Genomic DNA, 22868 nt, shown 5'->3' with positions numbered 1-22868 from the left:
CCGCACCGGCGCCGGAGGCCGTCATCGCTTCGGCCCACGCCGAATTCATGGACGGGCCTCGACCCCGCGGGTTTACATGTCACTTGACCGCAATCGAGAAGGGAATGCGCATGATTTCCAGAGAGCTCATCGACGCCGCGACCACGTACGTTTCCCGCGATGAAATCGCCACCGACGGGACCGAACTCACCGAGATGGCGCCGCTGACGACGATGAGGTAGCGAGTCAACCCGACCGTGCATGGGCCTTCGGTTACGAAAGCCCATGCCCGGTCTTCGGATACAGGCGCACGGAGGAATGGAAATGTCGGCGGACCGAGCAGCGGACATCCGGTCGCTCCTGGCCGGGATGGGATATGCGGACTTCGTCGCCGACCCGGCTCCGCCGCGTGGCCGGAACCTCATCTGGACGGGATACTCCACATCCGCCGGCGGTGCCCCGCGGCGCCTTTTCGCCAAAAGGCTCACCGGCGCGGTCGCGGACACGGCGGAACGATTTTCGAGAGCACTTCACTTCGCCGAGTTCGCCGGCTTCGGAGACAACTCCCTGGCGGCGCGCACACCGGCGCTGGTCGCCTCGGAGGAAGGCGCCCGGCTGCTGATATACGACTACCGATCGGGCCCGTCCGCTTTCGAACTGCCCGTCGACGACGAGCTGTGCCGCGAATGCGGGCAGCTCATCGCGCTGCTTCACTCCCGTGACCTCACGGCCGGGATCTCCGCGTCGCCACTCGCTCGTCCGGCGCTGGACGAGTTCAGAGCGTTGCCGCTGCGAAGCTATCTGGGAGCGAGCGGCGGCGAACTGGCGATGTGGCGGCTCCTGCAGCAGGACACCGCCCTGATCAGCGCGATCGCCGCGCTGCTTGCGCTGGAGGACGACGCGCCCCGGGTTCCCGCGCACTGCGATCTGCGTCTTGACCAGTTCCGCCGCGACGAGGAGGGGCTCTATCTCACCGACTGGGAGGAGTTCAGGGCGGCGGATCCCGCCCGCGACGTCGGCAGCCTCGCGGGCGACATCGTCTACCAGGCTCTGTGCGGGGCGCTGTCGGGCAAGGCCGGCGCCGGCGACCTCGGGCAGCGTCTGGACTCCGCGTTCGGCAGGGCGCGGGGACATGTCTCCGCGATGTGGGAGAGCTATCTGGCGTCGGTGGACGTCGACCCCACGGGCCTGGCGGAGCGGGCGGGCCGATTCGCGGGCTGGCACCTGATCGACAGGACTCTGGCGCTCACGCAGATCAGCGGCCGCCTGCCGGCCAAGGGGAAGGTCATGCTCGGGGTCGGCCAGATGTTGTTACTCAGCGGAAGCGAGGCCGGCGCGCGCGTGGGCCTCGATCGATCAGCGTGAGCAGGATCCGTATCGCCCGACGCCTGCGCCCGCTCCTTCACGGGATCACCGTGTACCCCGACGGCACCCGGGCGGAGGCGGGCCCGCGCCACCGCCTGTCCGCAGCCCACCCGGCCGAGCTCGAACGGCTGCTGGCCAAGCTCGTCTACGACCGTTTCCATGTCGGGAACGACGACCACGACATGACGCCGTCCCCCGCCCTGGAGGAGCCGTTGCGGGCGTCCGTGCCGCATCGGCGCACCCCCGCACCGGTGGAGGTCCTGAGCGAGGAGGCGGGTTCCGCCGACGTCGTCGCCCGGATCGACGGCGTGCGCGTCCTGATCCCTGCCTCGTCGATCCGGCCGGGCACGGGGGTGGCGGAGCTTCCGTGCGCGCGTGCCGCGCTTTCCCCGGGATTCCTCGTCGTCGACGGCTCGCGCGGGTCCTGTCCGGACACCGCCGTCCTCCGTGTCTACGTGCATCTCGCCGATCCGGCGGCGGCGCCGGCCGTCTGGGCTCGTACGCTCCGGATCCTGGAGGAGGCGGAGGTCCGTTACCGGGCGAAGGTTCTCTCCCGGGCGGGCATGTACCCACGAACTGATGCGCTGGTCGCCTATCTCCCCGAGGAGGCGGCCCCGGTGGCCGCCCTCGTCGCGGACCGGCTCGACGGTGTCCCAGGGCTCGGCAGGGGAACGTCCGTGTTCGCGCGGCCCATCGCGGACTCCGTCGCGGTGGCCCGCGAGCCGGTGGGCCGGCCGGGCGGCGCGCTGAGCTTCGGCCTCCACCGCGCGACCGCGGTCGCGGCCGGCCTCATCCGGCACGCCTCGGGCCCGCGAGCGATCACCAAGGAGGAGGCCGTGGCCGACGCGCTCGCGCGATGGCGGATCGACCCGGCCGCGCCCGAACGCAACCTCCGCTGCTCGCACGGGTGGACACCCTCGCGGCGCCGATCGTGCCGGCGGTGTGGATGAGCGCGAGTCGCCGTACGCGGATGGGGGGAACGCCCACGGTTCGGCGCATTCCGAAATCATCGACAGGCGTGCTTTCTTCCCGCAGCCTGTGATTGTCAATGCGCCAACCGTCGAAAGGCGACGCAGTGTCCGTGGACCTGTCAGTCGCAACGCCGGTCGATTCGGCGACGTCACCGGGAGAGATCTTCCAGATCAGCGACGTCGCCCTGCCGCAGCAGTACACGGCAGTGGACGAGAACGGCATGGAAATGATTCCGTGCATCGGATGCGGCACCAGCATCGGCCCCTGTCTCTACTGCCGCGGATAACAGCGTAGGGCGACCTGACGATGGGTCGCCTTTTTCGCTGCAAGGCCGGTAAGGCGCGTATCTCGCAGCGCCTTACCGGCCCGTCACCCGGAAAACCAGGAAAGGGTTTCGCCTTGCGTCTGTGCATGATCGGCAAGTATCCCCCCATTCAGGGCGGGGTCAGCCGGGAGATGTTATGGGACAGCTACGCGCTGGCGAGCATGGGACACGAGGTCCACGTCGTCACCAATGCCAGTGAGGTGGAAGCGGCCTTCAGACTTCAGGACGATCTGTACGCCGGCCAGCCGGGCGCCGATCCGCGCGAGGAGTCGGCGGTCCGGGTGCACCAGACGGCGAGCGACCCGCGGACCCTGCGTTACGTGCCGTTCGCCAATCCCTTCGTCAGCAAGCTCGCCGGCACGGCGGCCCGTGTCGTCGAGGATCACGGCCCGTTCGACTTCGTCTACGGCTATTACCTGGAACCGTACGGGGTCGCCGCGCATCTGGTCTCCACGTGGACCGGCGTCCCTTACGGGCTGAGGCACGCGGGCAGCGACATAGGGCGGCTCTACCGCCACGACGGGCTGCGCGAGACGTACGGGCACGTGGCGCGGAGCGCGGATTTCTGGATCGCGCCGACACTGACGAGCCGCGGCCTGCACCATCTGGGCGTCGAGCCCGAGAGGCTGCACCGGCACGTCCGCCACAGCGTGCCCACGCCGTTCTTCCACCAGGACGCCGAGCCGATGAACGTGGCGGCGGTTCAGGACCGGATCAACGAGGACGGCGAGCTGAGCGGGGTCTACCGGCGGCGCGAGAGGTCGTTCCGGCAGGGCGAGCCGACCCTGGGCATGTACGGCAAGGCCGGGGACACCAAGGGGATGTCCGACCTGCTCCGTGCCTTCGCCGCCACGCCGGGGAGGGACGCCGGGCACAACGTGGTGATCGCCACGAGCGGCCCCGCGACGGAGGTGCGGCGCCTGTACGCGCTGGCCGAGCAGCTGGGCATCCGGCGCAACCTCACGTTCCTGCCGTTCATGCCGCCGTGGAAGGTGCCGTCCTTCATCGCGGCCTGCGACGCGGTGGCCTTCCTGGAGCGCGACTTCCCGATCGGCGTGCACCGGCCGCTCGTGCCCCGGGAGATCCTCGCCTGCGGCGGATGCCTGATCCTCTCTCGCGACGTGGCCCGCTACCAGCTGTACGCCGACCAGTTGCGCGACGCGGAGAACTGCCTGCTGGCCGACCCGCGAGACGTCGGCGAGCTCGGCGACGCCATCGGCCGGGCGCTCGGCGATCCGGTGACGGCCAGGGCCATCGGCCGGCGCGGCCATGACGAGATCTCGCGAGAGCTGGAGGACTGGGAGGGCTATGTCACGTATGTGGCGGACAACTTCGCGCGTATCGCATCGGAGGCCGAGTCGAGGAGGACCGAGATGACCATGGCGGAGACCCAGGCCGCGCTGGCGCGCCTGTACGTCGACGAAGCGTTCAGGGGCTGGTTCGCGCACGCGCCCGAGGAGGCGCTGCGCAAGTACGAGCTGACGGAGCCGGAGAAGGACACGCTCAAGGCGATCGACAAGAAAATGGTCGATCTGTTCGCCCAGACCCTGCGCAACAAGCGTCGCGGGCGCCTCGTCGCCACGTTTCCCCTCACGTCGAGGGTGTGCGGCAGGGAGGTCGTCGGCCGCTATTTCGAACGCTACTACGATCTGCACCCCGCCCAGCCCAACATGCTGGTGGCCGAGCACGCCATGGCCTTCGGCCGGTTCCTCGTGGACTGCATCGCCGTCACGGCCTCCCTCCCGTCCTACGCGACCGATCTGTGCCGCTACGAGCAGGCCATGAGCGAGATGCGGTTGACGCCCCTGCCCACCGACGATCTGCTGCTGCTCGACGCCGTTCCCCCCGAGGGGGCGAACGTGGCGCCGGAGGCCCGGCCGGTGCTGGCGCCCGGCATCCGCGTGCTGCGCTTCGACTACGACATACCGTCGATCGCCGACGCCGTCGAACGAGGAGAGGCCCCCGAGTCCGCACGGCGGACGCCGGTCGTGCTCGTCATGCGGGTGCTCCCGCAAGGCCTGCCCGAGGCGTTCCGGGTGAACGAGGCCACGGCCGCCCTGCTCGACCTGTGCACGGGAGACAGGACGCCGGCTCAGATCACCGCCCTCCTGGCCACCCGCTTCGGCAGGCGGGCCGGCATCGAGGAAGCCCTTTCGGGGGCGCTCACGAGCCTGCTGGCCAGGAACGTCGTACGGGTCGGCGCCGAGCACGCCCCGACCGGCGCGGACGAGAGCCGAGGTGCCTGACATGCTGGACATCCCCATGCTGGGTGCGGGGCTGGGTTTCCGCGAGGAACTGTCCGAGGAGATCTACGCGGCCCGCGACCAGATCGACTTCGTCGAGATCATCGCGGACCAGTACATGAGGCCTGCCGCCGACCTCGGCGGGCTGCGCAGGCTGGTCGACGCCTTCACCGTCATCCCGCACGCCGTCGGGCTGTCGATCGGCACCATGGGCCCCGTTGACCGGGAGTACCTGGAGGGGGCCAAGCGGGTGAGCGACGCCTGCGGGTCCCCGTACTTCAGCGACCACCTGTGCATGACCAAGGTGCCGGGCATCGACCTGGGGCACCTGGCCCCGCTGTGGTTCACCGAGGAAGTCCTCGCCAACACCGTCGAGAAGGTGAACGTGGTCCAGGACGTCCTGGGCAAGCCGCTGGTGCTGGAGAACGTGACGTACGTCGTCGACATCCCGGGCGCTCAGATGGCGCAGCCGGAGTTCTTCCGGAGACTGACCGACGCCACCGGCTGCGGGGTCCTGCTCGACGTCACCAATCTCTACACCAATTCCGTGAACCACCTGTTCGACGCGGAGAAGTTCATGGCTGAGATGCCGCTCGGCCATGTCGTCCAGGTTCATCTGGCGGGCGGCTTCTGGCGTGACGGCATCCTCATCGACGGACACTCGGACCCCGTGCCCGAGGAGGTCTGGGAGCTCTACGCCACTCTGTGCGCCCGGGCGGACATCAAGGGCGCGCTCCTCGAACAGGACCAGAACCTGACGGACATCAAGCCTCTTCTGGAGCAGGTATGGCGGGCCAGGAAGATTCTGAACGGCTGACCGCCACGGCGTCGGTGAGGCTGCGTCCCGGGGTGGGCTGCGTGCCCCACCACGGCGGCGGTCTCTATCTCGCGGCCTGGCCGCACGGCCAGCACCTGCCGGCGATGACGCCCGCGCAGCGGGAGGTGCTCGCCCGGCTGGCGGAGGGCCCCTGCGACAGGCACGGCCTGACGGGGGAGGAACGCGAGCTCGCCGAGCTGCTGGAGCGCGGCGGCTGGCTGGAGACGACGCTCCACCAGGGTGAGCGGCCGCTCTACGGCATCGTTCCCGTCAAGCCGCTGGACGCGCCGGGCGGCCCGCCTCCACGCGGTGCGGATCCCCGATGGCGGCTCTCGCGCTTCGCCCTCCTGCGGCGGGAGCGGGCGGGGATGGTGCTGGAGTCGCCGTGTGCCAGCGCCGACATCCTCATCCACGACCCCGCCCTCCTGGGCCTGCTCGGCGGGCCGGACGGCGCATGCGGAACGTGCCCCTCCCTGCCGGCGGACGTGTTCTGGCGCGACCTGTGGCGTACCGGGTTCCTGGTGGATGAGGAGGCGGGCGAGGAACGGCGGCTGCGCCACTGGAGCGTGCACGACCTGTGGTTCCACACGCGCAGCCGGTCCGGGAGCCGGGGACGGCCAAGGCACGGTTTCGGGGCCACCTTCCGGGGGCGGGGACGCTTCCCCCAGCCGCCCGCGCGCCGCGCGGCATCCTCCGGTCCGCTGATCGATCTCTTCGTCCCGGACCTCCGGGGTCTCCGCGACGCGGATCCCCGCCTGACGGCCCTCGTGGAGGACCGCGAGTCGATGCGGGTCCACGACGACGGCGATCCGCTGTCCCTGCGCCGGCTCGGGGAGTTCCTCTACCGTTGCGCCCGCGTGCGCGACGTCACCACCAGCGACGGCATGCAGCTCGTCGACGTGCCGTACCCCTCGGCTGGGGCCCTGGGAGAACTCGACCTCTACCTGGTCGTACGCCGGGTCACCGGACTCGATCCCGGCCTGTACCTCTACGACGGGCACGCGCACAGGCTGGAGCGGCGCCCGGCCGATGCCGCGGCACGGCGGCAACTCGTCCGCGATGCCGCGGCGTCCGCGGGAGGAGCGCCGCCGCCGCAGGTCGTCATCGTCGTCGCTGCCCGGTTCGCCCGCCTGATGTGGAAGTACGAGGGCATGGCGTACGCGGCCGTGCTCAAGGACGTCGGGGTGTTGTTCGAGCTGATGTACCTGGTCGCGGCGGCCATGGGGATGGCGGGGTGCGCGCTGGGCGCGGGCAACGCCGAGTTGTTCAGCCAGGCCGCCGGGCTGGACCGCTTCGAGGAGTCCAGCGTCGGGGAGTTCCTTCTCGGCAGTGCGCTGTCACCGCCCGTCGCGGAAGGGGGCGCCGATGGCGTTCCGGCTGCGTGACGGCGTCCATCTCACCCCCACGAGCACAGGGGTGCTGATCCACACCCCTCACGGCAGGACCGACGTGGACGACCCGTCGATGTACCGCCGGCTCGCCTCGCTCCTGCCGCTCCTCGACGGCAGCCATGCCCTCGGCGACCTGATCGGCGCCTTCCCCGCGCGCGAGGAGGCGGAGGTACGCCGGGCGGTCTCGTTGCTGCGCCGGGCGGGAGCGGTCGTGGACCGCGCCGCCGACGACGACCACACCCTGCGGCCGTGGGAGACGGCGGAATACCGCAACGAGATACGATTCCTCGACTACCACCGGTCCTTCGCGGCGCGGGCGTTCGAGGATTACCGGAACACCGCGTGCCTGGTGGTCGGAGCGGGAGAGCTGGCCCTGGCGTGCGTCCGCGGCCTGATCGCCACGGGGATACGGCTCGTGCGCGTGGCCGTGCCTCCAGCCGCCGACCGGCAGGTCTTCGCGTCCGTCACCCCGCGCGACGCCGGCCAGCGGATCGAGTGCCACGTCCTGGAGAGCGCGTCTCACGCGCGGCCGGCGGAGCTGCTCGACGGCGCGGGAATCGTCCTGGCGGTCACGGGCCCGGGCATGCCGTGGCAGGGGCACGTCGAGGTGGCGCCGGGCACGGTGTTCGCGGAGGCGGTGCACGCGGACGGCCACGAGGTCTGGCTCGGCCCCGTAACGACCTCCTCTTCCGGACCGGCACCGGCGCGTCTGCCGGATCTGCTGGCCCGATGTGCCGACGCCGCCCCTCGGGCGGAGGACGGAGGGCGACCGGAGGGGGAGGGCCGGATCACGTCGGAAGCGCTGCGCTCCGCGACCACGGTGGCCGGCCACAGGTTCGCGCAGTCCGTCTTCCGGCAGGTCACGGGCGTGGGGGGCGCCACGGAGCCATGCCATGCCCGGCTGGACCTCACGACGCTGGAGAGTACGGACCATCACGTTCTGGCGCATCCCTTCGAACAGCCCGCGGACCGGCGGCAGTCGCGTGACGGCTTCATGGACCGTGTCGCCGCGCTGGAAGCCGGGCGGCCACTCGGCGGGCAGGAGCTGCGCAGCCGCGCCCGGCCCTGTCTCGACCCCCGTACCGGGATCTTCACGGACGTCACCCGGGCGGGATCAGCGGGTCCACCGGTCCACGTCCACGAACTGGCCGTCGTGGATCCCGCCGGGCGAGGCAGGGCGGGCACGGTCGCCGGATACGGGGCGAGCCGCGAGAGCGCGTACCGCGACGCTCTGCTGCGCGGCTTCGCGCTCTACGGAACGGCTACCTGCGACCCGCGGCGGTTCGCCGCCGGCGGGACGGTCCGGATGAGCGCCCGCGCGGCGGCCGAGGCGTTCCGGCGAGGGCAGGTGGACGGCGAGGTCTGGGGGCTCGACCTGAGCGTGCGGGACGCCGTTCGCGTCGACGCGCGGCGGGCTTTCCCGCCTCTGCCGTGCCCGGAGTGCCCGCCCGACGGGGTCGCGGCCGGCCTCGACTGGGAGCAGGCGCTGACGCGGGCGCTCCTGGGGCGGGCCCGCCGGCTGGCGCTCTCGCGGATCGCCGATGGGAGCGCGGCCTTTCCCGAGATCGACCTCGCCGACGCGCCTCTCACCGGCTGGGGACTCGCCTGCCGGGACATCATGGCGACAGCGGCGGCGACGCCACGCTGCTACGACCTCAGCCCGGTGACCGTCGCCCCCACGCTCTGCCTGTGCCTCGGTTCGCGCACGGTGGCCTGTGCCAGTGGTGTGTCGGTCGTCGCGGCCCTCCACGAGGCACTGCTGCTCGCACTGGCCCGCCTCCAGGCGGCGGCAGGCGACGCGTGGTGCCCACCGCCTGTTCCGCCGCTTCCTGACGTCCCGCCCGGCACAGGTTCGCGAGCCGATCCGGAGCGAGCGCCTCTCACCGCGGCGGATTTGGCCGAGGCTTTCGTGGCGCGGGGCCACAAACCCGTCGCGGTGCCACTCGACCATGATCAAGAAGTGGGCCGGATTCTCCCCTATGTCGTTAACGTGGTGATGCGCCGTGCCTGATATCGCGCTCGTCGGCAGCGGGCTGATCCACGACGCCGCTGCCGTCCGTCTGAGCGAGTCATGGAACGTCATCCGGCCCTCGATCAGCGATCCGAGGTGCGCTGCCGCTTCCGGAGCAGTCATGTTCATCGCCGTGAGCGACGCCTGGGGGACCCGGCACCAGGAGCCCGCCCGGGAGGCGTGTCGCGCCGCCGGCCTCCCGTGGCTGCCGGTACGGACGGAGCTCGGACGTGCCGTCGTCGGGCCGGTCGAGCGGCAGGGCGCCGCCGGCTGCCAGGCCTGCTGTGACTTCAGACGCGGCAGGGGAAGCAGGGCCGCCGTCGGCGACCGCGCGATGCGCGAACGGCACGCGCCGGTTCTCTCCCGGACGCCGTCGCCCTGGCTGACCGGGCTGGGGTGCGAGGCCGTCGCCGCGGTGGTCACCGGGGAAGCGCACCTGATCGCGGCCGGAGCGCCGGAGCGCCCGCGGACGGACCGCGCGCTGGTGTCGGTGGCGCTGGACACCCTGGCCGTGACCGTGAGCCGGTTCCTGCCGGACCCCAAGTGCCCCTCTTGCGGCGGCCTGCCCGACGACACGCCGGGCCTTGCCAAGATCTGCTTGTCCACCCTGCCCAAACCGTCCCCGACGACGTACCGGCTGGCGCGTCCCGACCCCGACGAGCTGTTCGCCGCCTACGTCGACAGCGAGACGGGGCTGGTCGGGGAGGTGATCGAGGACGTGAGCAGCGGTCTGGCGACCGCATCGGCGCTGGCGGGAGTGCGGCACGTCGCGTACATGGCCGGCCACGGGCGCGCCGGCCGGGCACGGGACAGCCGGGCCCTGGCCGTCCTGGAGGCGCTCGAACGGTACGCAGGCTTCGAGCCGAACGGCAAGAAGCCGGCCGTCCGCGGCAGCTACGCCGAGCTGCGAGCCGACGCCCTCGACCCGCGATCGCTCGGCACGCACGCGCCCGTCCAGTACGCCGCCAGGGGATTTCCGTACCAGCCGTTCCACGAGGACATCGTGTGCGACTGGGTGTGGGGCCACTCCTTCTCCAGGGACCAGCCGATTCTCGTGCCCGCCTCGGTCGCCTACTACGGCCGGGGCCGCGACCGGCCCTTCTTCTACCCCTGCTCCAACGGCTGCGCGATCGGCAGCCGGCTGGAGGAGGCCGTGCTGCATGCGATCCTCGAGACGGCCGAACGCGACGCGTTCCTGATGACCTGGCACGCCGCGCTCTCCACCCCGGCGCTGGACCTGCGCACGGCCAGGGACCCTGGGGTCGCGCTGCTCGGGGCGGCGATGGAGGCACGAACCGGCTACCGCCTGCGCGTGCACGACATCACGCTGGAACACGGGGTCCCCTGCGTGTGGGCCATGGCGGTCGGGCAGCCCGGCGGCCCGCGGTCGGTCTCGGTCGCGGCCGCACACCCCGACCCGTGCCAGGCTGTCGCCAGGGCGCTCGGCGAGCTCGCGGTGCTCATCCCCGCCGTCGAAGCCGACCACGCGGCGAACGGCTGGCGCGCGTCGCTCATGGCCGAGCGGCCGGAGTTCGTGCGGAGGCCCTCTGACCATGGCCTGCTCCACGCCGCCCCCGAGGCCTTCCCCCGGCTCGGCTTCCTGACCGGCGCGCCGGAGGGACGCCCGTTCCACGAGGGCTTCGGCGCGGAGTTCCCCCAGATCCGGCACGACGACCTGCGCGACGACCTGGCCGCGCTGGCCGGCCGCTATCTCGAGACCGGGATGGACGTGATCGTGGTGGACCAGACGGCCCCCGAGCATCGGGTCCAAGGGCTCGCCTGCGTGAAGGTGATCATTCCTGGGACGCTGCCCATGACGTTCGGCCACGACCACCGGCGGCTGGAGAACCTTCCACGGCTGACCGAGGTCCCGTACGCGCTGGGCCACCGTCCGCAGCCGATCTCGCCGGACGAGCTCAACCTCTTCCCGCACCCTTTCCCGTGAGGCCCGACGTGAACCCCGTCTTCCTTCTGGCCCCCGCCCGCTCGTGCTCCACCGTGGCGGTCGCCATGCTCTCCCAGCATCCGCGGATCTACGGATTCCCCGAGCTGCTGTTGTTCACGGCGCCGACCCTCGGGGAGATCCTCCACGGTGCCGGCAGGCGGTCCAGGCTGCCGCCGCAGTGGATCCAGAACCAGCTCAGCGGTCTCGTACGGGCGGTCGCCCAGCTGCATCACGGCCGTCAGGACGACGCCGCGACCGGAGAGGCCCGGACCTGGCTGGAGCGGCACGCGCACTGGCCCTCGACCCGGCTCCTGGATCACCTGCTCGACCTGGTGCACCCCGACGTGGGGCTGGAGAAGTCGCCGGACACGGTCGCCGACCCGCGAGCGCTCCAGAGGTGTCTGGCGGCCTATCCGGACGCCGGGTACCTGCATCTGACACGGCACCCGCTGGCCACGATGAGGTCCATGCGGGAGCACTGGGGCGGGGTGCGCGCCGACCTGGACCCGGAGGCGCTGTCCGCACGATGCGCCGCGGCCTGGTACCGCTCGCACACCGCCATCGTCGCCGCGCTCGCGAAGGTGCCGGAGGAACGCCGGCTCCGGGTGCGGGCCGAGGACCTGCTCGGCCGGCCCGCCACGGAACTCCCCCGGATACTCGGCTGGCTCGGGCTCGAGCGGACCGACGCGGTGCTCGACCGCATGCGCGCCACCCAGGACTGGCCCTTCGCCGGGCGGGGCGCGTCGCAGAACCTGTTCGGCGGCGACTGGAAGTTCCTCCGCGACCCTCGGCTGCGTGCCCTGCCGGACCCCGGCCCCGTCGACTTCGACGAGTCATGGGGGATCGGCGAGGGCTCCCGGCGGCAACTGGTACGGCTCGCCGCGTCCCTCGGCTACGAAAGGACATGATCATGAAGGTCGTCATCGTCGGGGCGGGCATCGCCGGGCTGGCCGCCGCCGTCCGGCTGCATCGCGCCGGGTGGGAGGTGATCGTGCTCGAACACGCGCCCCGGCTCCGCGACGGCGGTTACGTGGTGAACTTCTCCGGCCTCGGGTACGAGGCCGCGGACCGGATGGGCATCCTGCCGGCGCTGCAGGAGCACCGCGTGGTCTACGACTGGATCACCCACATGAACGCCTCCGGCAGGTGCGCCAGGATCTCCGCGCGGGCCCAGGACGCGCTCGGCGGGAACCAGAGCTACAACCTGATGAGGGGCGACATCGAGCGTACCCTGTTCGACGCCCTGGACGGCGGCGTGGACATCAGGTACGGGTGCACGGTCAGCCACATCGACCAGCTCGGCGGCGGCGTCCGGGCCTGGTTGAGCGACGGGACCGTCGAGCGGGCCGATCTGCTGATCGGCGCGGACGGCCTGCACTCGGCCGTCCGCCGGCTGGTGTGCGGCCCGGAGGAGCGGTACCGCCATGACCTGAACCACCTGGTCGCGGTCTTCGCGTTCGACACGGCGCCCGCCGGTCTCGCCCCGCGTACGTCCACGTCGCTGAACGTGGACGGCCGCCAGGTCGCCGTCGCCAACGTGCCGGGCAGAGGCGCCCTTGCCCTCTTCTCCCATCGCACGACCCGTCAAGGGGCTGAGCTGTCCGCCGGGGCACGGGCCACCCTGTCAAGGGTCTACGGCGATCTCGGCTGGGTCGTGCCGGAGCTGCTCGCGCGCATGCCGGACGACGGCTCGGGCTATTTCGACGGGGTGAGCCAGATCAGGATGGACCGCTGGAGCCGGGGGCGGGTGGTGCTGCTGGGAGACGCGGCCTGGTGCGTGACGCTGTTCGCCGGAGCCGGGACCTCGCTCGCCGTCGGTGGCGCCGACCTGCTGGCGACCTGCCTGGAGCGGGCGGACAGCGTCGAGGACGCGCTGCGTGCCTGGGAGGCGCAGTTGCGGCCCCAGGTGGTGTCGAAGCAGAAGGGCCGGAGATCGATCCATCGGCTGCTCGCGCTGCTGGCGGACCCGCGCGGCGAGATCGAGGTGTTCGACGGCGGGCCCGTCGGCCTGGGCGTGCCGGCCACAGCGGAGGCCGCAGCGGAGACAGCATGCTGATCTGCGGGCTGAAACTGACGCACGACGCGGGCGTGGCGGTGGTCAAGGACGGTGAGCTGGTCTTCAGCATCGAGGTGGAGAAGCTGGCGAACCGGCGTCGCTACAGCCCGATGCACGATCTGGACCAGGTGGTCGGGATTCTCGCCGCCGAAGGATTCGAGCCCGGCGACATCGACCGTTTCGTCATCGACGGATGGATGGGAGACGGCGACGGCGGACCGGCCGGACTCGCCACGTGCTCCGAGGGCAGGCCTCTGACGCTGCGAGCCGCGCCGTACCACGAGCCGGTCGGGGCCCGCGAGGCGGTGTCGCGGCTGGAGTTCGGCGGACTGCCCCTGGGCGGGCGTTCCTACCGTTACTCCAGTTACGCCCACGCCGTCGACCACCTGTACTCCGCCTACTGCACGAGCCCGTTCGCCGAGCGCGGCGAGGACGCGCTGGTGCTGATCTGGGATGCCGGGATGGCGCCTCGGCTGTATCACGTCCGCGCGGCCGGGCAGGTGGAGGCGCTGGGAGCGCTGTTCCCCCTGGCGGGCAGCGCCTTCGCGTCCTTCTCGCTGCGCTTCGAGCCGTTCCGCCGCCGGGTGCCCCCGAGCGGGCGGGCCGAGCGGGTCACCACGCACCTGGAGGTCGCCGGGAAGGCGATGGCCTTCGCGGGGCTCGGAACGGTCGAACCGGGCGCGTTCGGCGCCTTCGACGACATCGTCCGCGCGGCGGGGCCGCTGCCCCGGCCGGCCGCCCTCGCCGTGGCCGAGCAGGCGGAGGCACGGCGGGCGGAGCTGTTCCGTGGCCTGTCGGAAGCGGACCTCATCGCGACCTACCAGGCGTACCTGGGCGAACTCCTGCTGGCCGGGCTGCGGCGCAAGCTCGACGCGCACGGCGGCCCCGGGCAGAATCTGTGCGTCGCCGGCGGCTGCGCGCTCAACATCAAATGGAACAGCTCGCTGCGGCGCAGCGGCCTGTTCCGCGCGGTGTGGGTGCCCCCGTTCCCCAACGACTCGGGATCGGCGCTCGGCGCCGCCTGTGCCGAGCTGGCCCATCTCGGCACGGCCGCGCTGTCATGGGAGGTGTACTCCGGCCCTCGCCTGGACAGGACGCCGACGCCGCCCGGGTGGCGATCCAGGGCCTGCGACGAGACGGAGCTGGCACGCGTCCTCCACGAGGAGGACGAGCCGGTCACGGTCGTGGACGGCCGGGCGGAGCTGGGTCCCAGAGCGCTCGGCAACCGCAGCATCCTCTCCGCGCCCGTCAGCCCCGGGATGAAGGACAGGCTGAACGAGATCAAGCACCGGTCCGGCTACCGGCCCGTCGCCCCCGTCTGCCTCGAATCGAGGGCCGCCGAGATATTCGACCCCGGGCTGCCGGACCCCTACATGCTCTTCGACCACGTGGTGCGTGCCGGATGGACGGCACGGGTCCCGGCCGTGCTCCACGTCGACGGGACCGCCCGGCTGCAGACCGTCACCGCCGCTCGCCAGCCCGTACTCGCCCGCGTGCTCCAGGCCTACGAGCGCCTGTCCGGCATTCCCGTGCTCTGCAACACCAGCGCCAACTTCAACGGCAGCGGATTCTTCCCCGATCTCGCCTCAGCCATGCGGTGGAACGGGACGCGCCACATCTGGTCGGAGGGAGTGCTGCACACCCGGCGGTGCGGTGCACCGTCGCGGGCAGAGCCATCGCCACCCGCCCCGCCCGCCGCCACCGGCCTGTCGCCGGAGGACTAGACCCCTTCCGGGCTGTACGCCCTGAGCTGGAGGCCGTCGCCTTCGACGTCCACGGTGACCCGGCCGTGCTCCTCGATCTCGCCGGTCAGCAGCATGGTGGACAGCCGGTTGTCCAGCTCGCGCTGCACGGTGCGGCGCAGCGGCCGGGCGCCGAACTCGGGCTGGTAGCCGCGCTCGGCCAGCCAGTCCTTGGCGGCGTCGGTGACCTCCAGCGTGACGTCCTGGCCGCGCAGCCGCTGCCGGGTCCGTTCCAGCATCAGGTCCACGATCTCGCGGAGCTGCTCGCGTTCCAGCCGCTTGAAGATGATCGTCTCGTCGATGCGGTTGAGCAGCTCGGGCCGGAGCGAGTGGCGCAGCAGGTCCATGAGCCGGTCGTGCAGTTCCTGGGTGTCCTCGGAGCCGAGGATCATCTGCGCGCCGATGTTGCTGGTCATGATGACGATCGTGTTGGTGAAGTCGACGGTGCGGCCGTGGCCGTCGGTGAGCCGGCCGTCGTCGAGCATCTGCAGCAGGATGTTCATCACGTCGGGGTGGGCCTTCTCGATCTCGTCGAGGAGGATGACGCCGTGCGGGCGGCGGCGTACGGCCTCGGTGAGCTGACCCGCCTCCTCATATCCGATATATCCGGGCGGCGCGCCGATGAGGCGCGAGACCGTGTGCCGCTCCTGGAACTCGCTCATGTCGATGCGCACCATGTGGTCCTCGCCGCCGAACAGCGCCGCGGCCAGGGACCTGGCGAGCTCCGTCTTGCCGACTCCGGTGGGGCCCAGGAACAGGAAGCTGCCGATGGGACGGTTCGGGTCGGACAGGCCCGCCCGCGCCCTGCGCACCGCCTCGGCGATGGCGACGACGGCCTCGTCCTGGCCGATCACGCGCTGGTGCAGGTGCTCTTCGAGCCTCATGAGGCGCTCGCGTTCACGCTGGGTGAGCTGGGTGACCGGGATGCCGGTCTGCCGGGACACGACCTCGGCGATGTCCTCCACCACGACCTGCGGGACGCTGTCCTCGCCGCGCCTGGCCCGCTCCAGCTCCGGCCTGACCTTGCCGATCTCGCTGGTCAGTTCCTTGGCGCGGTCGAAGTCGTCGGAGGAGACGGCCTGCTCCTTGTCGCGGCGCAGCGAGTCGAGGCGCTCCTCCAGCTCGCGCACGCCGGCGCCGGGCGTACGCGAGCGCAGCCGCACCCGGGCCGAGCCCTGGTCCATGAGGTCGATGGCCTTGTCGGGCAGGAAGCGGTCGGAGATGTAGCGGGCCGACAGGTTCGCGGCCGCGTCGAGGGCCTCGTCGGTGATCCGCACCTGGTGGTGGGCCTCGTACGTGTCGCGCAGCCCGGCCAGGATCTCGACCGTCTGCTCCACGGTCGGCTCCGAGACCAGGATCGGCTGGAAACGGCGTTCGAGCGCGGCGTCCTTCTCGATGTTCTTGCGGTACTCGTCGATCGTGGTGGCGGCGATGACGTGCAGCTCGCCGCGGGCGAGAGCCGGCTTGAGGATGTTCGCGGCGTCCATGCCGCCCTCGGCGGAGCCGGCGCCGACCAGGTTGTGCACCTCGTCGATGAAGACGATGGTCTCGTCGGCGTGCGCGCGCACCTCGTCGATGACCTTCTTGATGCGCTCCTCGAACTCGCCGCGGTATTTCGTGCCCGCCACCATCCCCGTCAGGTCGAGGCCGATGACGCGGCGGTCCTTGAGCATGTCGGGGACGGTCCCGTTGACGATGCGCTGGGCGATGCCCTCGACGATCGCGGTCTTGCCGACGCCCGGCTCGCCGATCAGGCACGGGTTGTTCTTGGTGCGGCGCGACAACACCTCGATGCACTGCTCGATCTCGTCCTCGCGGCCGACGACCGGGTCGATCCCGCCCTGCCTGGCCTCTTCGGTGAGGTCCCTGCCGTACTCGTCGAGCGTAGGGGTGTCGCCGCCTCCCCGGCGCTGCTCTCCCGCCTGCGCGCCGCCGGACATGATGGCCTGCTGCAGCTCGTTCGCGGATGCGCCCTGTTCCTGCAGGAGGCGGGCGGCGCCGGAGTCGGGGTTGGCGGCCAGGGCGAGCAGGAGGTGTTCCGGGCCGATGTACGACGACTGCAGGGCGCGCGAGATCCGCTGGGCGTCCAGGATGGCGCGCTTGGCCGCCGGTGAGAGCGTCGTGGGCGGCTCGCCGGGCGGAAGCTGGGCAGGGCCGGAACCGGTGAGCGCGTCGATGCGGTCGCGCAGCCGTCCGACGTCCACGCCCGCCGAGCGCAGTATGCCCTCCGTGGCGTCGTCGTCGACCAGGGCGTCGAGCAGGTCGAGCACGTCCAGGTCGGCGGCGCCACGCTGGCCGGCCTCCTCCAGGGCGCGTCTGAGGACCTCCCTGGCCGACGCGCTGAGCAGCCTGCCGACGTCCACCCGCTGGATGCTGGGCCGGGCCGGCGGCCAGGCCTCCATACCTCCGAAGACGCGACCCGTGAGGTCCTCGAACCCCCTGAACGGGTCCCCGCCGAAGAACGACCTGAACGGCATGTCAGACATGAATCCCCCTAAGGCTCAGGGGACATCTAGCCCTGTGTGTCGCACTTCATAGCCAGATTTCGGCAAAGCCTGCTGCTCCTGGGGCGGCCGATCGCCGCGCCTCACCCACCCGCGACGGCGTCGGCGACGGGCGTGTCACCGGAGACGAGCTCCAGCGTCCGGTGGACGGTCCCCGGGGCGTCGAGCAGGGCCGCGATGACGGCGGCCACGTCGTCGCGCGGCACGGAGCCCGGCGGGACCTCCGGCGCCAGCCTGACCAGGCCGGAGCCCGGGTCGTCCGTCAGCCGGCCCGGGCGCAGGATCGTCCAGTCGAGGTCACGGGCGCGCAGGTCGTCCTCGGCCTCGGTCTTCGCCCTGATGTAGGCGGCCCAGACCGCGTCCCTGCCGGGCGCGGGCGGCTTGCCCGCGCCCATGCCCGAGATCTGGATGAACCGTCGCACGCCGGCCGCTTCGGCCGCGTCGGCGAGCAGCACGGACGCGCCCTTGTCGACGGTCTCCTTGCGGGCCGCGCCGCTGCCCGGCCCCGCGCCCGCGGCGAAGACCACGGCGCTCGCGCCCCCGGCGATCCGCGCGACCTCACCGGCCGACGCCCGCTCCAGGTCGCACACCACGGCCTCGGCGCCGGTCGCCTCGACGTCGGCGACATGAGCCGGGTTGCGCACCAGGCCCACGACGCCGGATCCGAGGCGCCGCGCCAGGCGCAGTGCTATCTTCCCGTGGCCGCCCGCGATGATGATCCGCATCGTTCCCCATGGTGTCGAGACTCCCCCGCCCCCGCGGGGAGCGGCTTGCCCGCCTCCCCCGGCTGAGGGCGGCGGCCAGACCGGCAATGCCCGTTCGGCACGTCTTCATTCCCCGCCGGCCGACCCGCGGTTGCCCACCTGCGGGCGGGCACAACCCGATGGCGGCCGTCCGGCATCGGGCGGGCGCCGGCGGGTATGGCAGGGAGGACGTTCTCGTCGTCCTGCCGGACGGCTCGAGGAGCCGGGTGTACGGCAGGCGGTGCGCGGTGGGAATATCCCTCCGAACGCCCGGGCTGGATCATGCGTACCCCCACAGAGGAGATTCACTATGGATTTGGCAGACATCGGCGTCACCGGCCTGGCCACCATGGGACGCAACCTGGCCCGCAACCTCGCCAGGCACGGATACGCGGTGGCGGTGCACAACCGCTCGTACAGCCGTACCCAGCAGCTGATCAAGGAGTTCGGCGGCGAGGGCACGTTCGTGCCGTCCGAGGAGCTGGCCGCGTTCGTGGCCTCTTTGAAGCGCCCGCGCCGGGCGATCATCATGGTGAAAGCGGGGGCGGGCACCGACGCGGTGATCGACCAGCTCGCCGACCTGATGGAGCCGGGCGACATGATCGTCGACGGCGGCAACGCGCACTTCCAGGACACCCGGCGGCGCGAGGCCGCGCTGCGCGAGCGGGGCATCCACTTCGTCGGCACCGGCATCTCCGGCGGCGAGGAGGGCGCGCTGCTCGGCCCGAGCATTATGCCGGGCGGGTCGAAGGAGTCGTGGGAGGCGCTCGGCCCGATCCTTCAGGACATCGCGGCCCAGGTGGACGGGGTGCCGTGCTGCGTGCACGTGGGCCCCGACGGCGCCGGACACTTCGTGAAGATGGTGCACAACGGCATCGAATACTCCGACATGCAGCTCATCGCGGAGTCCTACGACCTGCTGCGCCAGGCACTGGGCGCGACGCCGGCCGAGCTGGCCGAGGTGTTCAGGGAGTGGAACCGGGGCGACCTCGACTCCTACCTGATCGAGATCACCGCGGAGGTGCTCGACCAGGTGGACGCCGAGACGGGCAAGCCGTTCGTGGACATCGTGGTCGACCAGGCCGAGCAGAAGGGCACCGGCCGCTGGACCGTGCAGAGCGCGCTCGACCTGGGCGTCCCGGTGACCGGCATCGCCGAGGCGACCTTCGCCCGCGCGCTGTCCGGCCACCCGGAGCAGCGCGCCGCCGCCGCGGGCCTGCAGGGGCCGAAGCTGTCGGGCGTCGGCGGGCGCGAGCTGGTCGAGGACGTGCGCCAGGCCCTCTACGCCTCCAAGATCGTGGCGTACGCGCAGGGCTTCGACCAGATGGCGGCGGCCTCGAAGGAGTACGGCTGGGACCTCGACCTGGGCGCCATGGCCACCATCTGGCGCGGCGGCTGCATCATCCGGGCCAAGTTCCTCGACCGGATCCGGGCCGCGTACGACACCGACAGGGCGTTGCCGACGCTGCTCGCCGACCCGACGTTCGCGGCCGTCCTGGACGCGGCCCAGGAGTCGTGGCGGCGGGTGATCACCACGGCCGTGCAGATCGGCGTGCCGACGCCGGGCTTCTCCTCGGCGCTGGCCTACTACGACGGGCTGCGGCGCGACCGCCTGCCCGCGGCGCTGGTGCAGGGGCTGCGCGACTACTTCGGGGCGCACACCTATCACCGGGTCGACAAGGAGGGCGCCTTCCACACCGACTGGTCCGGCGACCGCGCGGAGCGCCCGGCCTGACGGTGAGCGCCGCCGGTCAGCCTCTCCCGAGAGGCGCCGGGTTGGCCACCGCCGTCACCAGACAGAAGCCGAGCGGTCCGGCCGGGTCGTGCAGCGTGACCTGCCCGGTCGCCACGCCGCCGGTGCTGAGGTGGCCGGTGGCCTCGATGCCGAGGAGATCGCTCTCGGGGGGCCTGGCGAGCGTCAGCGTGTAGTCGGCGTTGATGAACCGAAGCCCGTCGGCCCCCGTGTTGCTGAGCGGGCTGGCGAAGTCGGCGGCCAGGGCCGCTCGTACGAACGGTGTCAGCGGCTCGTCGTCCACCAGCGGGTGCCGCTCGCGCAGCCACACCCGTCCCGGCCCGGGTGCTCCCCAGCCGGACACCCGCCACAGGTCGAACGGCGGCGTCCACGCGCTCCCTTCGACCGGCGGGCCCGAGGGCGGCGGCTCGTCCCACGCGGGCGTGACGACCGTCTGCTCTCCTTCGGGCTGCTCGCCCTGCCTCAGCAGCACGGCGCCGGCCCGCGCGATCACGCCCTGCTCGGTGGAGATCGTCGCGTCGGCCACCCGGATCCGGCGGCCGTCCCGCACCAGGGTGGTCTCGACCGTGACGGGCAGCATGGGGCTGTTGCGGAAGAGGTCGACGGTCAGCCTGGCGAAGCGCAGGCCCGGCTCCGCGTGGCGCCGCTCGATGGTGCGGGCCGCCAGCCCGCCGAGCAGCCGGCCGTGGAGCATGTCGGGCGACCAGGGGCCGCGGGCATGGGGGGCGGGGACGAGTTCGTCCCCCTTTCGCGTGAAGAAAGCTGAGGACGGCACAGAATCAGATTCTAGAGGCGAGCAGGCGGCGGCCGGGCGCGCGCCGGGATGGATTTTCGCCAGCTTGACCCCATAAGCTCCCACAATGCGCGATCTAGGTGAGGACCCCCGGCCCGCCCGGGGTGCGGTACGCGAGATCCATTCCCTGCACGGGCCCGCCACCCTGGCCTACTCCCCCGACCTCGACGGCATGGCCGACCCCGGGGAGATCGTCTGGGCCTGGGTGCCGTACGAGGAGGACCCCTCGAGGGGCAAGGACCGCCCCCTGCTGGTCGTGGGCCGCACCGGGCGCAGGCTCCTGGCCATGATGTTGTCCAGCAAGGGCGACGACGGCCCCGACTGGCTGGAGCTGGGGTCGTGGGGCCGCGACGACCGGGTCTCCTACGTACGGCTCGACCGGGTCTTCGAGCTGGACGAGGACGACATCCGGCGCGAGGGCGCGGTGCTCGACGGCGAGCGCTTCGCCCGGGTGGCGGCCAGGCTCATGAAAACCCACGGCTGGGACGCCGGCTAGCCGTTCGCCGCGTCCGGGCAAGGATCGCGTAGCCGGTGGCGCCGCGGCGGCCGCCGAGCCGGGAGATCGTGCGCGGCCGCGGGTGCGGCGGCGAGCCGCGCCCGGGGACCGCCCCGGCATGAGAGGGGCGCGGGCCGGTATCGGGATGGTAAGGGGACGACCCGGGCATCAGGCCGGTTCGGAGAGGCTGCGACGATTGGACCATGCGCGTTGTGGTGATCGGAAGCGGCATCATCGGAGCCGCCGCGGCCTACTACCTGACCGGCCGCGGCGCGACGGTGACGGTGGTGGAGTCGGGCTACCGGGGCCAGGCGACGGAGGCGGGCGCGGGGATCGTGTGCCCGTGGGTGGACCACGCGGAGGACGACGCGTGGTACCAGCTGACCCGCGAGGGCGCCCGCGACTATCCGGGGCTGGTCGAGGAGCTGGGCGAGGACATCGGCTACGCCAAGGTGGGCGCCCTGCTGGTGACCGAGGAGCCGGCCGAGCTGGAGCAGGTACGCGCCCTGTTGCACCGCCGCTACCCCGAGGCGCCGGAGATGGGCGAGATCACCGACGTACCCACCCCGTCCGAGCTCTTCCCCCCGCTGTCCGACGACCTGAGCGCGATCCTGGTGCCCGGGGCGGCCCGGGTGAACGGGCGCGCGGTCCGCGAGGCGCTCCTGCGCGCCGCCGTCGCCCGGGGCGCGCAGGTCCGTACGGGCATCGCGACGCTCACGCCGGGCGGCGAGGTTCTCCTGCGCCCCGTGGGCTCCGCCGTGCCCGGCACGACCGGCCCCACCGGCCCTCTGCCCGGGCCGGCGGACGGCGACGCCACGGCCGGACGCGCCGGGCCTGCCGGTGACGACACCACGGCCGCGGGTGGTGGCACGCCGGCCGAAGCCCCTGGCGACGCCGCCACCGCCCGCCCGGCTGGTTCCGGCGTTCCCGCCGGAACCACCCCGGAAAGGCTCCCGGGCGGCCCGGCCGGAGCCGGGCGCCCGGGGCAGCCGGCCGGCGCGGAGGTGACCGGCGGGCCGACGGTTGAGCGCACGGGTGGAACGGCGGGTGCGGACGTGACGGGCGCGCCGGAGGGTGCGGAGGTGCCTTTCCGCGGCGGCGAGCAGGTGGCCGGCGCGGGCAGCACGTCGTGGCGGCAGGCGACGCCGCTCGAGACGACGGACGTGCCGCTCACCGGCACGGGAGCCCACAGCTTCCCCGGTGAGGGTGTCCCGCTCGACGCGGACGTCGTGATCGTGGCCGCCGGGGCGTGGACAGGTGAGGTGTGCCGGCCGCTGGGTGTGAAGCTGCCGGTCTTCCCGAGGCGCGGTCAGATCCTGCACGTCACCCTGGAGGGCATCGACACGGCCTGGTGGCCGATCGTGCTGCCCAGGATCGGCCCCTACCTGCTGGGCTTCCCCGGCTCCCGCGTCGTCATCGGCGCGACCATCGAGGACGTGGGATTCTCCCCGCGCGTCACGATGGGCGGGCTCGGCGAGGTGATCGCGGCGGGGCTGCAGGTGGCGCCGGGCCTGCTGGGCTCGACGGTCGCGGAGACGAGGGTCGGGCTGCGGCCGGTGTACGCCCCCGGCGGCGCGCTCATCGGACGCCTCACCAGCCGTGTGGTGGTGGCGACGGGCCTGAGCTCGTACGGCCTGACGGCGGGCCCGTTCACCGGCCGGATCGCCGCCGCTCTGGCACTCGGCGAGGACCCGCCCATCGACCTCACCCCCTACGCGCCTGCCGTCGCCTGA

Annotated in this window: 17 protein-coding genes; 14 read left to right on the top strand and 3 right to left on the bottom strand. The window is 72.2% G+C overall.

Annotated features, from left to right (window positions below; all coding sequences use genetic code 11):
* Positions 1 to 303: 303 nt before the first annotated feature.
* The 11 genes from ABGB14_RS18810 (at position 304) to ABGB14_RS18760 (ending at position 14828) form a co-directional block, all read left to right on the top strand.
* Positions 304 to 1344, top strand: coding sequence for a hypothetical protein (locus ABGB14_RS18810; RefSeq protein WP_347644971.1), 1041 nt, complete (start codon positions 304 to 306; stop codon positions 1342 to 1344).
* Complete coding sequence (locus ABGB14_RS18805; protein ID WP_347644970.1) at positions 1341 to 2294, top strand: T3SS effector HopA1 family protein; 954 nt, start codon at positions 1341 to 1343, stop codon at positions 2292 to 2294. Before ABGB14_RS18810 ends, ABGB14_RS18805 begins: the two co-directional genes overlap by 4 nt.
* A gap of 125 nt (positions 2295 to 2419) precedes the next feature.
* Entirely contained in the window at positions 2420 to 2602 is a 183-nt protein-coding gene (locus tag ABGB14_RS18800) for a hypothetical protein (protein ID WP_347644969.1), read from the top strand.
* 125 nt (positions 2603 to 2727) lie between these two features.
* A complete protein-coding gene (locus tag ABGB14_RS18795) occupies positions 2728 to 4887 on the top strand; it encodes a glycosyltransferase (protein ID WP_347644968.1) in 2160 nt (719 codons plus the stop codon).
* Between the two features lies 1 nt (position 4888).
* Positions 4889 to 5701 (top strand): DUF692 domain-containing protein, encoded by an 813-nt coding sequence (locus tag ABGB14_RS18790; protein ID WP_347644967.1) that lies wholly within the window; start codon positions 4889 to 4891, stop codon positions 5699 to 5701.
* A complete protein-coding gene (locus ABGB14_RS18785) occupies positions 5671 to 7086 on the top strand; it encodes a SagB family peptide dehydrogenase (protein WP_347644966.1) in 1416 nt (471 codons plus the stop codon). The genes ABGB14_RS18790 and ABGB14_RS18785 overlap by 31 nt, the downstream gene beginning before the upstream one ends.
* Positions 7067 to 9103, top strand: coding sequence for a hypothetical protein (locus tag ABGB14_RS18780; protein WP_347644965.1), 2037 nt, complete (start codon positions 7067 to 7069; stop codon positions 9101 to 9103). The genes ABGB14_RS18785 and ABGB14_RS18780 overlap by 20 nt, the downstream gene beginning before the upstream one ends.
* Positions 9096 to 11048, top strand: a complete 1953-nt coding sequence (locus tag ABGB14_RS18775; RefSeq protein ID WP_347644964.1) for a TOMM precursor leader peptide-binding protein — start codon at positions 9096 to 9098, stop codon at positions 11046 to 11048. The genes ABGB14_RS18780 and ABGB14_RS18775 overlap by 8 nt, the downstream gene beginning before the upstream one ends.
* Entirely contained in the window at positions 11045 to 11956 is a 912-nt protein-coding gene (locus ABGB14_RS18770; protein ID WP_347644963.1) for a sulfotransferase, read from the top strand. Before ABGB14_RS18775 ends, ABGB14_RS18770 begins: the two co-directional genes overlap by 4 nt.
* A 2-nt stretch (positions 11957 to 11958) precedes the next feature.
* Positions 11959 to 13104, top strand: coding sequence for an FAD-dependent oxidoreductase (locus tag ABGB14_RS18765; RefSeq protein ID WP_347644962.1), 1146 nt, complete (start codon positions 11959 to 11961; stop codon positions 13102 to 13104).
* A complete protein-coding gene (locus ABGB14_RS18760) occupies positions 13098 to 14828 on the top strand; it encodes a carbamoyltransferase N-terminal domain-containing protein (RefSeq protein WP_347644961.1) in 1731 nt (576 codons plus the stop codon). The genes ABGB14_RS18765 and ABGB14_RS18760 overlap by 7 nt, the downstream gene beginning before the upstream one ends.
* On the opposite strand, the gene ABGB14_RS18755 is transcribed toward ABGB14_RS18760, so the two are convergent.
* Together ABGB14_RS18755 and ABGB14_RS18750 are read right to left on the bottom strand one after the other, a co-directional pair.
* Positions 14825 to 17332: an ATP-dependent Clp protease ATP-binding subunit gene (locus ABGB14_RS18755; RefSeq protein ID WP_347644960.1), complete on the bottom strand. Its 2508-nt coding sequence runs from the start codon at positions 17330 to 17332 to the stop codon at positions 14825 to 14827. The genes ABGB14_RS18760 and ABGB14_RS18755 overlap by 4 nt on opposite strands.
* A gap of 101 nt (positions 17333 to 17433) precedes the next feature.
* Positions 17434 to 18075 carry an SDR family oxidoreductase gene (locus tag ABGB14_RS18750; RefSeq protein WP_347644959.1) on the bottom strand — a complete coding sequence of 214 codons (642 nt, stop codon included), beginning with the start codon at positions 18073 to 18075 and terminating at the stop codon, positions 17434 to 17436.
* A 328-nt stretch (positions 18076 to 18403) separates the two neighbouring features.
* Between ABGB14_RS18750 and gndA the strand changes: the two genes are divergently transcribed.
* Positions 18404 to 19828, top strand: a complete 1425-nt coding sequence (gndA, locus tag ABGB14_RS18745; RefSeq protein ID WP_347644958.1) for an NADP-dependent phosphogluconate dehydrogenase — start codon at positions 18404 to 18406, stop codon at positions 19826 to 19828.
* A 16-nt stretch (positions 19829 to 19844) separates the two neighbouring features.
* Here the strand turns inward: gndA and ABGB14_RS18740 are convergent, their stop codons facing one another.
* Positions 19845 to 20621 carry an acyl-CoA thioesterase domain-containing protein gene (locus tag ABGB14_RS18740; protein ID WP_347644957.1) on the bottom strand — a complete coding sequence of 259 codons (777 nt, stop codon included), beginning with the start codon at positions 20619 to 20621 and terminating at the stop codon, positions 19845 to 19847.
* An 85-nt stretch (positions 20622 to 20706) separates the two neighbouring features.
* Between ABGB14_RS18740 and ABGB14_RS18735 the strand changes: the two genes are divergently transcribed.
* Positions 20707 to 21135: a type II toxin-antitoxin system PemK/MazF family toxin gene (locus ABGB14_RS18735; RefSeq protein WP_347644956.1), complete on the top strand. Its 429-nt coding sequence runs from the start codon at positions 20707 to 20709 to the stop codon at positions 21133 to 21135.
* 203 nt (positions 21136 to 21338) lie between these two features.
* Positions 21339 to 22868: an FAD-dependent oxidoreductase gene (locus tag ABGB14_RS18730; protein WP_347644955.1), complete on the top strand. Its 1530-nt coding sequence runs from the start codon at positions 21339 to 21341 to the stop codon at positions 22866 to 22868.

Origin of the sequence: Nonomuraea sp. B10E15 (assembly GCF_039871615.1) — a bacterium.
GTDB lineage: Bacteria > Actinomycetota > Actinomycetes > Streptosporangiales > Streptosporangiaceae > Nonomuraea.
The sequence above is the reverse complement of the archived record's forward strand: the minus strand, read 5'-3'. Positions and strand labels throughout refer to the sequence as shown.